The sequence below is a fragment of the Actinacidiphila glaucinigra genome (genome assembly GCF_900188405.1).
Taxonomy (GTDB): domain Bacteria; phylum Actinomycetota; class Actinomycetes; order Streptomycetales; family Streptomycetaceae; genus Actinacidiphila; species Actinacidiphila glaucinigra.
Map to the genome: position 1 here is coordinate 317,678 of NZ_FZOF01000003.1, position 12,821 is coordinate 330,498.

The window sequence follows — 12,821 nt, forward strand, 5'->3', positions numbered from 1 at the left end:
ACCCGCGGCTCAGGCGGTGGTGAGACGGAAGCTCATCGCGCCGAAGGTGACCTGGTCGCCGGGGCGGACGGCGGCCGCGCCCATGACGCGGTGGCCGTTGACCCAGGTGCCGTTCATCGAGCCGAGGTCGCGCAGCACCCACAGACCGCCCTCGTGGCTCAGCTCGGCGTGGAAGCGCGAGGTCGAGGAGTGGCTGAGCCGGAAGGTGCACGACAGGTCCCGGCCGATCCGCACCGGGAAGGGGCCGGGGGCGGGCAGCAGCAGGGGCGGCAGCTGCTGGACGGCCCAGGCGAGCCGCATGCGGGCGCGGAAGGCCGAGGTCTTGGTGACGGCGCGGACGATCGAGCCGGTCATCCGCGCCCAACGGCCCTGCGGGGGCGGCAGGTCGGCGATGAGGGCGGCCAGATCGGCGGAGTGCCGGGCCTCGAGCGCGAGTCCCATACGGCGCACGAAGGTGTCGTGGGACAGCCGTCCGTCGACGGCACCCTCGCGAAGTACCTCGATGGCGCGCTCGCGTTCGGCGTCGGTGGGACGCGGCGGGTGCGTCGGGAACTCATAGCTCACCTGCGTGATTGTCGGGCCGGGGAGGGCGGGGTGTCCAGAAGGTGCGGCCCGTGCGGCGGCGCCGTTAATTGCGTGGACGCCCCGGGGCCGGGCCGGTTACGGTGGGCGCACGCCCTTGACCGAGGAAGGAGGCGGAAGCCATGTGCCTGTTCAACGTTCCGCGCTCCCGCCCCGTCGTCCGCAGGGCGTACTCCGTCTGACCGGGAGCGCACCACTCTCCCGTGAGGACTTCACCTTCATGACCGATCTGGTCTTCCGCCCGCTCGCCGCGGGCGAATCCCATCTTTTCCACTCCCTGGTCCCCGAGGACGACGGCCTGGTCGGCCGGTCCCTGATGGGCCACACCTACGCCATGACCGACGAGGGCGGCGAGTACCGTCCCGACTGGACGTGGGTCGCCCTGCGCGACGGCACCGTCGTCGCCCGCGCGGCGTGGTGGGCCGCTCCCACCGACGAAAAGCCGATCGCGCTGGACTGGTTCGACTTCACCGACGCCGACGCGGCCGTACGGCTGCTGCGCACGGCACCGCTGAAGGCCGAGTACGAACTGCTGCTGCCGCCCGGCTGGCGGGACCGGCGCGAGGTGCGCGAGGCCGCCCAGACCCGCATCGACGCGGCGATCGTCTCCGGCATGGAGCTGGTCGTCGAGCGCTACCGCTACACCTGGACCCCCGAGTGCGGGCTGCCGGAGCGCACCGGACGACTGGAGTACCGGCCCGAACCGGACGACGCCGTGGTCCTGGACGTGCTCAAGCGCATCGGGGTCGGCAGCCTCGACGCCCACACCCGCCGCATGGTGCGGCTGCACGGCCCGGACGCGGCCGCCCGCGAGGAACTGGAGTTCCTCAACTGGCTCCAGTCACCCCGCGCGTGGTGGCGCCTGGCGTACACCCCCGAGGGCGAGCTCGCCGGCATCCATGTGCCGGGGCGCAATCCGGGCGGATTCTGCGTGGGCTTCATCGGCGTGCTGCCCGGGCAGCGCGGCCACGGCTACGCCTACGACCTGCTGGTCGAGTGCACGCACGACCTGGTCGGTCATGGCGCGGAGAAGATCGCCGCCGCCACCGACCAGACCAACGCACCCATGGCGGCGCACTTCGCCAAGGCGGGTTATCCGGTCTCCCAGGAGCGCGTCAACCTGGTGTGACCCCCGTACGGCGGGCAGCATGGTGCCCATGCGCTTCGACGTGTGGGCACCGGACGCCGGTGAGGTGGAGGTACGGGTCGACGGCCGGGCTCATGACATGGAGCGCGACCCCGAACGGCGCGGCTGGTGGTGCGCCGACGTGCCCGCCGAGCACGGTTCGCGCTACGCCTTCGGGCTGGACGGGGGCCCGCCGCGGCCCGATCCCCGCTCCCGCCGCCAGCCGGACGGGCCGGAGGACCCGAGCGCGGTCGTCGACCACGAGCGGTTCGCCTGGGCCCAGGAGTGGGCGGGCCGCCCGCTGCCGGGCGCGGTCCTCTACGAGCTGCACGTGGGCACCTTCACCACCGCCGGCACCTTCGACGCGGCGATCGAACACCTGCCGCACCTGGCCGAGTTGGGGATCACTCACATCGAGCTGATGCCGCTCTGCCCGTTCCCCGGAACGCACGGCTGGGGGTACGAGGGGGTGTCGCTGTGGGCGGTGCACGAGCCCTACGGCGGCCCCGACGGGCTGAAGCGCTTCGTGGACGCCGCGCACGGCCACGGGCTCGGGGTGGTGCTGGACGTCGTCCACAACCACCTCGGGCCCTCGGGCAACCACCTGCCGGCCTTCGGCCCGTACTTCACCGACCGCCACCACACCCCGTGGGGCGACGCCGTGAACCTCGACGCCCCCGGCTCCGACGAGGTACGCGACTTCCTGGTCGGCAGCGCCCTGGCGTGGCTGCGCGACTACCGCCTCGACGGGTTGCGGCTGGACGCCGTCCACGCCCTCGTCGACACCCGCGCGGTGCACCTGCTCGAGGAGCTGTCCGGCGCGGTCGACGCGCTGGCGGCCGCGGTCGGCCGTCCGCTCTTCCTGATCGCCGAGTCGGACCGCAACGACCCGCGCACCACCGACCCGCGCGAGGCCGGCGGCATGGGCGTGCACGCCCAGTGGAACGACGACTTCCACCACGCCCTGCACGCCGCCGTCACAGGCGAGTCCCAGGCCTACTACGCCGACTTCGCGCACTCGCCGGTGACCGCCGTGGCCAAGACGCTGCGCCGGGTCTTCTTCCACGACGGCACCCGTTCGGGTTTCCGCGGCCGCGCCCACGGCCGTCCCGTCGACCTGACGACCACCCCGGGCCACCGCTTCCTCGCCTACACCCAGACCCACGACCAGATCGGCAACCGCGCCACGGGCGACCGCCTGGGCGCGAGCGTCCCCGCGGGGCTGCTCGCCGCGGCCGCCGCGCTCGTGCTCACCTCCCCGTACACGCCGATGCTCTTCATGGGCGAGGAGTGGGGTGCCCGCACGCCCTGGCAGTTCTTCACCGACCACGACGACCCCGAGCTCGCCGCCGCCATCACCCGGGGCCGCCGCCGCGAGTTCGCCGAGCACGGCTGGAAGGCCGAGGACATCCCCGACCCGCAGGACCCGGCGACCCGCCTGCGCTCCTGCCTGGACTGGTCCGAGCAGGCCCGGGAGCCGCACGCGGAGCTGCTCGCCTGGTACCGGCGGCTGATCGCGCTGCGCCACGCCGAGCCCGAGCTGACCGACCCGGCCCTGGACGCCGTCCACGTCACCGTGGGCGGCCACACCCTGCGGCTGGACCGCGGTCGCTTCCGGATCGCGGTCAACTTCTCCCCCGAGGAGGCGCTGGTCGCCCTGCACCACCCGGGCCGCGCCGACCCGAGGGGCTACGTCCCGGTCGCGGCCTGGCGTCCCTGCCCGCCGCCCGCCGACACCGGCTGCCTCCACCTGCCCGGCCACTCGGTCGCGGTGCTCCGTGAGCGCTGATTACCCTGAACGGGTGACGACCGACGACGAGCCCCGCGCGATCTGCGTCCACTGCGGCGACCCGACCGAGCACCCCGACTCCCAGCCGGGTGCGACCCTCTGCCCGGTCTGCGCCTGGCACGAGGCCCAGCGCACGGCCTGCAGCGGCTGAGCCGCCCCGCGGCCGGTCAGTCCTCCAGCAGCTGCTTGCGGGCGGCCTCGACGTCGAAGGAGGCCGGCGGGCACACCGGGTCGATCAGGTCGAGGTGCTCCATCAGCAGCCGCCCGACGGCCCAGTTCCGGTACCACTTGCGGTCCGCGGGGACGACGTACCAGGGCGCGGCCTCCGTGGAGCAGCGGCCGAGCACGTCCTCGTACGCCTGCTGGTAGGAGGCCCACCTCGCCCGGTCCTCCAGGTCGGCGGGGCCGAACTTCCAGTGCTTGCAGGGGTTGTCCAGCCGGGCCAGCAGGCGGGTGCGCTGCTCGTCGCGGCTGATGTGCAGGAAGACCTTGACGACGCTGACGCCGTCGTCGGCGAGCGAGGCCTCGAAGGAGTTGATGGTCTCGCAGCGCTCCTCCCACAGCGAGAGCGGCGCACGGCCCCGGACCCGGGGGACGAGCACGTCCTCGTAGTGGGAGCGGTCGAAGACGCCTATCCGCCCGGGACCGGGCATGGCGCGCTCGATCCGCCAGAGGAAGTGGTGCGCCTTCTCCTCCGCCGTGGGGGCCTTGAAGGCGGTGATGCGGCATCCCGCGGGGTCGAGCAGGCTCGCCAGGTGCCGCACCGACCCGCCCTTGCCCGCGGTGTCCATGCCCTGGAGGACGACGAGGACGGAACGCGGGTCGCCGGCCGTGCTCTGCGCGAAGAGCCGCTCCTGCAGCGCCGTGATCCGGTCCCTGGCGTACGGCACGCCCTCCAGCGCCTCGGTCTTGCCCGCCGGGCCGCCCGGCGTGCCCCGCGGGTCGTGCGACCGCAGCCGCACGGGACCGCCGCCGGACGGGACGCGCAGCTTCGCGCGCAGCCCTGCCGTGCTGCCGGATCCGGACTTCGGGCTGTTCCTCGTCACCGCGCCTCCCTCCGTGACGACGGCCCCCGCGGGCGCCCGGGTGGTTGGTCCGATGGTGCGACGGATCAGCCGTGGCCGCCAGCGCGGCCCCAGGGGCCCGTGACGGCGAAGGTGGTCCCGGGGTTGTAGCAGTTCACGTACATGGTCCGGCCGTCCGGCGCGAAGGTGACCCCGGCGAACTCGCCCCATTCGGGGGCGTCGGCGGTGCCGATGTTCTGGCGGCCGCGCGCCATCGCGTACACCTCGCCGCGCCGGGAGACGCCGTAGACGTGCTGGGCGCCCCCGCCGTCCTCGCAGACCATCAGGCCGCCCTGCGGGGCGAGGGCGATGTTGTCCGGGGACTCGCCCGGCAGCTGCACGTCGGTCGCGGGCCCGAAGACCACGACGAGGGTCAGCCGCCGCCTGGCCGGGTCGTAGCGCCAGACCTGGCCGAAGTGGGTGGCCGCCGAGCCCTCGGCGGCACGCGCGAAGCTGGAGACGAAGTAGACGCTGGTGCCGCCCCAGTAGCAGCCCTCCAGTTTCTGGGCGTGCGTGATCCCGCGCGGCCCGAAGTCCTGCTGCCGCAGCGGGGTCTCCTTCGCCAGGGGATCGGGCACGCGCGCCCATTCGATCCCGTCGAAGCAGGCACCGGTCTCCTGCACCGCCGACAGGTCGGGCACACCCGGCACGCGCATGGCCTCCAGGGTGCCGCCGGCCCGCAGGGATCCGCGGCCGCCGAGGGGCTTGCGCGGATGGAAGCGGTAGAACATGCCGAAGGGGGCCTGGAAGGCGTCCTCCGTCTCGTACACGGTGCCGTCGCGGGGGTCGACGGCGACGGCCTCGTGCTGAAAGCGGCCCATGGCCGTCAGCGGCTCGGCGCCGGTGCTCCGCGGGTCGTGGGGGTCCACCTCGAAGATGAAGCCGTGGTCCTTGGCGTAGCCGCCGGTACCGGCCTTGTCCTCGTTCTCCTCGCAGGTCAGCCAGGTGCGCCACGGGGTCGGTCCACCCGCGCAGTTCACGGCGGTACCGGCGATGGCCACCCGTTCCGAGGTGACCGCGCCGCCCCGGTCGAGGGCGAGGACGGTGCAGCCGCCCTTGGCCGCGGGGTCGTAGACCAGCCCGTCGACCAGGGGGACGGCAGCGGTGGCGGTGGCGCGGTTCTCGTGGTTGCGGACGAGGCGCGCCCCGTCGCCGCGGCGGGCGGGGAAGGCGGCCATGCCGTCGAAGTTCCCGGGCACCGCTCCCTCGCCGGAGCTCAGTGCGTCGCCCTGGCGGGACAGCACGCGGTAGCGGAATCCGCGGGGAAGGTCGAGGAGGCCGTCGGGATCGGGCACGAGGGGGCCGTACCCGCCGGCTCCCGCGGCGAACGCCGTGCCGGCGAACACCTCCGAGACGCTTCCGGAGAAGGCGATGCCGGCGCCCAACGCACCGGTCCTCGCGATGATCTGACGTCTGGTCACGGACATGGGTCACTCTCCCTGCTGGCGGACAGGCGATTGACCCGAGTGTGTCTAGCACGGCTCCTGACGCGGGGGGAACACGGCACCTCACCCCCCGGCCCCCGCTCCGTATGCTCCGCGGCCCCTCTTGGGGCGCGGCCGGGGCCGCGGCTCAGGAACCGTCCGGGGCGGCCGGCCGCCCGGCGTCGCGGGCGAGGGCGGTGAGGCGGGAGATGGCCCGGAAGTACTTCTTGCGGTAGCCGCCGGTGAGCATCTCCTCGCCGAAGATGCGGTCGAAGGGCTCTCCGGAGGTCATGACGGGGACCTCGCGGTCGTAGAGCCGGTCGGCCAGGACGACCAGGCGCAGTGCGGTGGCCTGGTCCTCCACCGGGCGGACGCCGCGCAGGAAGACCGCCTCGACGCCGTCGCACAACGCGCCGTAGCGGCTGGGGTGGACCCGGGCGAGGTGGGCGAGGAGGGCGCCGAAGTCGTCCAGGGAGGCGCCGGGGGTGCGGCCCGCGGCGGCGGTGACCTCCTCGTCGGCGTACGGCGCCGGGGCCTCGGGCAGGCCGCGGTGGCGGTAGTCCTCGCCGTCGATGCGCAGCGATCGGAAGCGGGCGGACAGGCCCTGGATCTCGCGCATGAAGTCGGCGGCGGCGAACCGGCCCTCGCCGAGCCTGCCGGGCAGGGTGTTGGAGGTCGCGGCCAGTCTCACCCCGGCGCCGGCCAGTCTGCCCAGCAGGGTCGAGACGAGCACGGTGTCGCCGGGGTCGTCGAGTTCGAACTCGTCGATGCAGACCAGCCGGTGCCCGCTGAGCGCCTGCACGGCCTGCTGGAAGCCGAGGGCGCCGACGAGGTTGGTGAGCTCCACGAAGGTGCCGAAGGCCTTCTGCTCGGGCGGCGCGGGCGTGGCGTGCCAGAGCGAGGCGAGCAGATGGGTCTTGCCCACTCCGTAGCCGCCGTCGAGGTAGACCCCGCCGGGGCCGGCCGGGGCCGCCGGCGCGGCCTGGCGCCGGAACCAGCGCCTGCGTCCGGCGTCGTCGGGGGCGCCCAGCCCCTCCGCGAAGGCCCGCAGCGTGCCGACGGCCTCGGACTGGCTCGGCTGCTTCGGGTCGGGGAGGTAGTTGTCGAACCGTACGGAGTCGAAGCGCGGCGGCGGGACCATCTCCGCCACCAGCCGGTCCACCGGGACGTGCGGCTCGCGTCCGCTCAGCGACACGGGCGGCGTCCCGCCGGGTATCGGGCTGGATTCTTGCGCTGCGGCGAAGGACGAGGACACAGCACTCCAGCCTAGTGCCTCGCCGGCGGTCCCCTCGCCGCCGTGTGGCCGGTCCCACTGCGCGCGGGCCGTGGAAGACTGCAGCCATGCGCCGCCTCTTCCCCGCCCCCGCACCCGCCGAGACCCCGGACGGCCCGGAGGCCCTGGACACCCCGGAGGCGCTGGCCGACGCGTACGCGTACCCGGCCGGCGGCACGCCCTGGCTGCGGGCGAACATGGTCTCGTCGCTGGACGGCGCGGCCCGGCACGACGGGCGCTCCCAGCCGCTGTCCTCGGACGCCGACATGCGGGTCTTCGGGGTGCTGCGGGCCCTGGCCGACGTCGTGGTCGTCGGCGCGGAGACGGTGCGCCAGGAGGGTTACCGCCCGGCCCGCGCCCGGGAGGCCTTCGCGGACCGCAGGACCGCGGCGGGGCAGGGCCCGGCCGCCACGATCGCCGTGGTGAGCGCACGGCTCGACCTGGACTTCGCGCTGCCCCTGTTCACCGAGCCGCTGGTGCCGACGCTCCTGCTGACCGGCGAGGACGCCCCGGCCGACCGGGTCGCGGCGGCCGAGAAGGCGGGGGCGCGGGTCGTCAGGGCCGGCTCGGGCGCGGGCGTGGAGCCGGCGCGCGTGGTGCGCGAGCTCGCCGCGCTCGGGCTGCGCCGGATGCTGACCGAGGGCGGCCCGCGGCTGCTCGCCCAGTTCGCCGCGGCCGGGGTGGTCGACGAGCTGTGCCTGACGATCGCGCCGCTGCTGACCGCCGGGGACGCCATGCGCATCATGAACGGCCCCGGCATCACCGACCCCGTCCGTTACACCCCGCTGTCGATCCTGGAGGAGGACGGCTTCCTGTTCACCCGCTACGTACGTGGCTGACCGGCCCGGCACGACCGGGACCGGCCGCCCGGTGCCACCGGCCTCACCCGGATGGCGCCGATTGCCCGCCCGCGCACGTCCGCGTGCCACGGCGCGGGAAAAGATGACCCCGCGTGCCCCGCGCCCGGCGGGGCAGGATGGTTTCCGTGGCAGGCCCGACGGCCCGCGAGAGAGAAGGACGCGTCCGTGTTCACGACCGTACTCATGATCGAGCAGCCGCTCGTCCCCGCCGACGTGGAACTGGTCACCACGCTCCACGGCGACGAGCCCGTGTCCTTCGTCGTCCTCATGCAGCCCCGCGGCGACCAGGACCGGCTGCTGCGGGCCATCGACGACGTCGCCCTGGGTGAACTGGACAAGGCCGTCCACGAACGCGACCGCCCGGAGGGCGACCAGGCACTGCTGCCGGCCGAGCGCGCGCTGAACCACAGCCTGACGGCACTGCGCGACGCGGGCTGCGAGGCGGTGGGCGAGGTGGTCGAGCGGCACCCCATCGAGCTGATGAGGTCGGTGGTCGAGCAGACCCACGCCGACGAGGTGATCGTGCTGACCGCCCCGCACCTGGTGGAGGAGTTCTTCCACCGCGACTGGACGTCCCGGGCCCGGCACAAGGTCGGCGTGCCGGTGCTGAAGCTGTTCGCGCACAACGCCGAGGACTGAGCGGACGCCGTGCCTCCGACTGGTGGAAGAATCGGGCACGGCCGACAACCGACCCAGTGAGTTCCAGGGAGCACCGCGCATGAGCCCCACCCTTCCCCCCGGCATGGACCGACCTCACTTCATCGGGATCGGCGGGGCCGGGATGTCGGGCATCGCGAAGATCCTGACCCAGCGCGGTGCCGTCGTCGCGGGCAGCGACGCGAAGGACTCCGGCACCACGGACGCGCTGCGCGAGCTGGGCACGACCGTCCACATCGGTCACTCGGTGGCCCACCTCGCGCCGGACACGACCTGTGTGGTCGTCTCCAGCGCCATCCGTGACGACAACCCGGAGCTGGTCGCGGCCCGCGAGCGCGGCGTCCCGGTGGTGCACCGCTCGGACGCGCTGGCGGCGCTGATGACGGGCTCGCGCCCGATCGCGGTGGCCGGCACGCACGGCAAGACCACCACCACCTCCATGCTCGCGGTGAGCCTGTCCGCGCTGGGCCTCGACCCGTCGTACGCCATCGGCGGCGACCTGGACACGCCCGGCTCCAACGCCCACCACGGCACCGGCGAGATCTTCGTGGCGGAGGCGGACGAGAGCGACCGCAGCTTCCAGAAGTACGACCCCGAGGTCGCGATCGTGCTCAACGTGGAGATCGACCACCACGCGAACTACGCGTCGATGGACGAGATCCACGAGTCGTTCGAGGTCTTCGTCGGCAAGATCGTCCCGGGCGGCACCCTGGTCGTCGGCGAGCACCCCGGGGCCCGGGAGCTGGCCGACCGGGTGGCCGGCCGCGAGGGGCTGAACGTCGTGCGCGTCGGCGAGGACGCGGAGGCCGACGTGCGCATCCTGCGGATCGCCCCGCACGGGATGTCCAGCGAGGTCACCGTCCGTCTCGGCGGCGAGGAGCACGTCTTCACCGTCTCCGTGCCCGGCCGGCACTACGCCCACAACGCGGTCGCCGCCCTCGCCGCGGGCGTCGCGCTGGACGTCCCGGCGGACGGCCTGGCGAAGGCCCTCGGCACCTACACCGGGGTGAAGCGACGGCTGCAGCTGAGGGGCACCGCCGCGGGCGTCCAGGTCATCGACTCCTACGCGCACCACCCCACCGAGATGACCGCCGACCTGCAGGCCCTGCGCGAGGCGGCCGGCGACCGGCGCCTCGTCGTGGTCTTCCAGCCGCACCTGTTCAGCCGCACCCAGCAGCTGGGCCTCGAGATGGGCCGGGCCCTGGCGCTGGCCGACGCCTCGGTGGTGCTGGACATCTACCCGGCCCGCGAGGACCCGATCCCCGGCATCACGAGCGGCCTGATCATCGACGCGGCGGCCGCCGCTGGCGCCGACGTCACCGCCGAGCACGACAAGGAAGCGGTCCCCGAGGTCGTCGCCGGAATGGCCAAGCCCGGTGACCTTGTTCTCACCATGGGCGCGGGAGACGTGACCGATCTCGGTCCGCGCATCCTTGCGCGCCTGGAGAACTGAGGAGAGGGAGGACCATGGCGTACGAAGTCGACAAGTCCGAGGAGCAGTGGCGTCAGGAGCTGACGCCGCAGGAGTACGCGGTCCTGCGCCAGGCCGGCACGGAGCGTCCCTTCACGGGTGAGTACACCGACACCAAGACCCGGGGCGTCTACTCGTGCCGCGCCTGCGGCGCCGAACTGTTCACCTCGGACACGAAGTTCGAGTCGCACTGCGGCTGGCCGTCCTTCTACGACCCGAAGGACAGCAAGGCCGTCGAGCTGATCGAGGACCGCTCGATGGGCATGACCCGTACCGAGGTCCGCTGCACCCGCTGCGGCTCGCACCTGGGACACGTCTTCGAGGGCGAGGGCTACGACACCCCGACGGACCAGCGCTACTGCATCAACTCGATCTCGCTGCGACTGGCCCCCGTGGGGGACTGATCACGAAATCCGACGGATAGGCCCCCCGCGTGGGGCCCGCGCGCCACGCGGGGCGCGTCCGTCGACTCCCCGCCCACCGGGTGGCAACGTGGCGCGGCATGGAACACCACGTACGGGCCAGGTTGCTGCTGGCCAGCGCCACCATGCTCTTCGTCGAACTGGCGCTGATCCGGTGGGCGGGGGCGAACGTCGTCCATCTGAGCTACTTCTCCAACTTCATCCTGCTCGGTTCGTTCCTGGGCATCGGGCTGGGCTTCCTCATCGGGGCGGAACGCGGTCAGTGGCTCAAGCGGTGGGCGCCGCTGCCGCTGGCGGTGCTGGTGGTGCTGGTACGGGAGTTCCCGGTCCAGGTGCGGCAGAGCAGCGGCGACATCATCTACTTCACGGCGGTCAAGACCACCGGGCTGCCGCAGTGGGTGACGCTGCCGGTGCTCTTCCTGCTGGTCGCGGTCGCCATGATGGCGATCGGCAAGATCACCGCCGATCTGTTCCGGCAGCTGCCGTCGCTGGAGGCCTACCGCTGGGACCTGCTCGGTTCGCTGACCGGTTCGGTGGCCTTCGCGGGGCTGTCGTGGCTGCGCGCGCCCTCGCTGGTGTGGGGGCTGGTCGCCGCGGCGGCGCTGTTCGTGCTCGGCGGCCGGCGGAACACGCTGCGGTACGCGCTGCCGCTGGCCGCGATGGTGCTGACGCTGCTCTTCGAGTCGCTGGCGCCGGGGGTGTCGTGGTCGCCGTACTACAAGATCGAGCTGACCCGCCCCGAGCCGGGCACCAGCTCGCGGACGTACAAGATCGCCGCAAACGGCGTTCCGCACCAGAGCATCGCGCCGCTGCAGGTGCTGCAGCAGCCCAATTCGCCGTACGAGGAGGCCTACCGGGAGACCCCCGGCAATCCGCACCGCAAGGTGCTGGTGATCGGCGCGGGCAACGGCAACGACGTGGCCGTCGCGCTGGCCAACGGCGCGCAGCACGTGGACGCCGTCGAGATCGACCCGCGGCTGCAGGAGATCGGGGCGCAGCTGCACCCCGCGCGGCCGTACGAGAACCCGCGGGTGCACGTCCACATCAACGACGGCCGGGCCTTCCTGGAGCGGACGGACACGAAGTACGACCTGATCGTGCTGGCCCTGCCGGACTCGCTCACGCTGGTGTCGGGGGCGAGCAACCTGCGGCTGGAGAGCTATCTCTTCACCAAGCAGGCCTTCGAGTCGGCGCGTGACCACCTCGCGCCCGGCGGCGCGTTCGCCATGTACAACTACTACCGGCAGCAATGGCTGATCGACCGCTTCGCCGGGAGCCTGGACCAGGTCTTCGGGCACGCGCCGTGCATGACGGAGTACAGCAAGCGCGCCGCGGTCCTGGTGGCCGGGCTGACGCCGGCGGACCAGCGCTGCGGGAAGGCCTGGCAGGCCTCCGGGGCGGTGCCCCCGCCCGCCGACGACGACCACCCCTTCCCGTACCTGCTGAACCGCACCGTGCCGAGCCTCTACCTCGGCGCGCTCGGACTGATCCTGCTGGTCACCGTGATCTCGGTGCGGCTGGCCGGGGTGCGGCTGCGCGGGACGCTGCGCTACGCCGACATGTTCCTGATGGGCGCGGCCTTCCTGCTGCTGGAGACGAAGAACGTCATCGGCTTCGCGCTGTACTTCGGCACCACCTGGCTGGTGAACGCGCTGGTCTTCATCGGGGTGCTGCTGGCGGTGCTGGCCGCCGTCGAGGTGCGGCGCCGCATGCGCCGGCTCAACCAGACGGCGCTGCAGATCCTGCTCTTCGTCACGCTCGCCGTCGGCTGGCTCGTCCCGGTGCAGGCCGTGCTGTCGCTGCCCTTCGCGGCACGCCTGGCGGCAGCCGTCGCGCTGGCCTTCGCGCCGATCTTCTGCGCCAACCTGATCTTCTCCGACCGCCTCGCCAGGTCACCGGACCCGACCTCCGCCTTCGGCGCCAACCTGCTGGGCGCCCTGACGGGCGGTGCCCTGGAGTACCTGGCGCTGCTCACCGGCTACCGGGCGCTGCTGATCCTGGTCGCGGTGCTGTACGCCGGGGCCTGCGTGGCGATGCGGCTGTCCGGCGGCGGCGGTCCCGGGGACGGCGCGGACGGCGCGGGGAAGGGCGGGCAGGACGTGGCGGCGCAGGGGAACCGTCTGGTGCGCGAGGGGCCCGCTGCAGCACCATGA

General features: G+C 73.2%; 12 protein-coding genes. 8 read left to right on the forward strand and 4 right to left on the reverse strand.

Annotated features, from left to right (window positions below):
- Positions 1–9 precede the first annotated feature (9 nt).
- Positions 10–564: a DUF1707 and FHA domain-containing protein gene (locus CHF15_RS08155; protein WP_089222962.1), complete on the reverse strand. Its 555-nt coding sequence runs from the start codon at positions 562–564 to the stop codon at positions 10–12.
- A 238-nt stretch (positions 565–802) separates the two neighbouring features.
- Between CHF15_RS08155 and CHF15_RS08160 the strand changes: the two genes are divergently transcribed.
- Genes CHF15_RS08160 through CHF15_RS44755 form a run of 3 tightly spaced genes read left to right on the forward strand, consistent with a single transcriptional unit; the run spans position 803 to position 3,648 of the window.
- A complete protein-coding gene (locus tag CHF15_RS08160; protein WP_089222963.1) occupies positions 803–1,711 on the forward strand; it encodes a GNAT family N-acetyltransferase in 909 nt (302 codons plus the stop codon).
- A 28-nt stretch (positions 1,712–1,739) separates the two neighbouring features.
- Positions 1,740–3,497, forward strand: coding sequence for a malto-oligosyltrehalose trehalohydrolase (treZ, locus tag CHF15_RS08165; RefSeq protein ID WP_089222964.1), 1,758 nt, complete (start codon positions 1,740–1,742; stop codon positions 3,495–3,497).
- A gap of 13 nt (positions 3,498–3,510) precedes the next feature.
- Positions 3,511–3,648, forward strand: coding sequence for a hypothetical protein (locus tag CHF15_RS44755; protein ID WP_179279697.1), 138 nt, complete (start codon positions 3,511–3,513; stop codon positions 3,646–3,648).
- A 16-nt stretch (positions 3,649–3,664) separates the two neighbouring features.
- Here the strand turns inward: CHF15_RS44755 and CHF15_RS08170 are convergent, their stop codons facing one another.
- From CHF15_RS08170 to zapE, 3 genes are all read right to left on the reverse strand, one after another.
- Entirely contained in the window at positions 3,665–4,543 is an 879-nt protein-coding gene (locus CHF15_RS08170) for a PPK2 family polyphosphate kinase (RefSeq protein WP_089222965.1), read from the reverse strand.
- 65 nt (positions 4,544–4,608) lie between these two features.
- Positions 4,609–5,988, reverse strand: coding sequence for an alkaline phosphatase PhoX (locus tag CHF15_RS08175; protein ID WP_089222966.1), 1,380 nt, complete (start codon positions 5,986–5,988; stop codon positions 4,609–4,611).
- Positions 5,989–6,133: 145 nt separating this feature from the next.
- Positions 6,134–7,240, reverse strand: a complete 1,107-nt coding sequence (gene zapE / locus CHF15_RS08180) for a cell division protein ZapE (RefSeq protein ID WP_179279698.1) — start codon at positions 7,238–7,240, stop codon at positions 6,134–6,136.
- 86 nt (positions 7,241–7,326) lie between these two features.
- Here zapE and CHF15_RS08185 point away from each other — a divergent pair, with 86 nt between their 5' ends.
- The 5 genes from CHF15_RS08185 (at position 7,327) to CHF15_RS08205 (ending at position 12,821) form a co-directional block, all read left to right on the forward strand.
- Entirely contained in the window at positions 7,327–8,097 is a 771-nt protein-coding gene (locus tag CHF15_RS08185) for a pyrimidine reductase family protein (RefSeq protein ID WP_089222967.1), read from the forward strand.
- Between the two features lie 186 nt (positions 8,098–8,283).
- Positions 8,284–8,757 carry an indole-3-glycerol phosphate synthase gene (locus tag CHF15_RS08190; RefSeq protein ID WP_089222968.1) on the forward strand — a complete coding sequence of 158 codons (474 nt, stop codon included), beginning with the start codon at positions 8,284–8,286 and terminating at the stop codon, positions 8,755–8,757.
- Positions 8,758–8,836: 79 nt separating this feature from the next.
- Positions 8,837–10,228 (forward strand): UDP-N-acetylmuramate--L-alanine ligase, encoded by a 1,392-nt coding sequence (gene murC / locus CHF15_RS08195; RefSeq protein ID WP_089222969.1) that lies wholly within the window; start codon positions 8,837–8,839, stop codon positions 10,226–10,228.
- A gap of 14 nt (positions 10,229–10,242) precedes the next feature.
- A complete protein-coding gene (msrB, locus tag CHF15_RS08200) occupies positions 10,243–10,650 on the forward strand; it encodes a peptide-methionine (R)-S-oxide reductase MsrB (protein ID WP_018563195.1) in 408 nt (135 codons plus the stop codon).
- Between the two features lie 98 nt (positions 10,651–10,748).
- Entirely contained in the window at positions 10,749–12,821 is a 2,073-nt protein-coding gene (locus CHF15_RS08205; RefSeq protein WP_089222970.1) for a spermine/spermidine synthase domain-containing protein, read from the forward strand.

Bases quoted from the DNA above. Each gene is read 5' to 3' on its own strand.
- CHF15_RS08160 (WP_089222963.1), top strand. From the start codon at position 803: ATGACCGATCTGGTCTTCCGCCCGCTCGCCGCGGGCGAATCCCATCTT.
- treZ (WP_089222964.1), top strand. From the start codon at position 1,740: ATGCGCTTCGACGTGTGGGCACCGGACGCCGGTGAGGTGGAGGTACGG.
- CHF15_RS08175 (WP_089222966.1), bottom strand. From the start codon at position 5,988: ATGTCCGTGACCAGACGTCAGATCATCGCGAGGACCGGTGCGTTGGGC.
- CHF15_RS08185 (WP_089222967.1), top strand. From the start codon at position 7,327: ATGCGCCGCCTCTTCCCCGCCCCCGCACCCGCCGAGACCCCGGACGGC.
- murC (WP_089222969.1), top strand. From the start codon at position 8,837: ATGAGCCCCACCCTTCCCCCCGGCATGGACCGACCTCACTTCATCGGG.
- msrB (WP_018563195.1), top strand. From the start codon at position 10,243: ATGGCGTACGAAGTCGACAAGTCCGAGGAGCAGTGGCGTCAGGAGCTG.
- CHF15_RS08205 (WP_089222970.1), top strand. From the start codon at position 10,749: ATGGAACACCACGTACGGGCCAGGTTGCTGCTGGCCAGCGCCACCATG.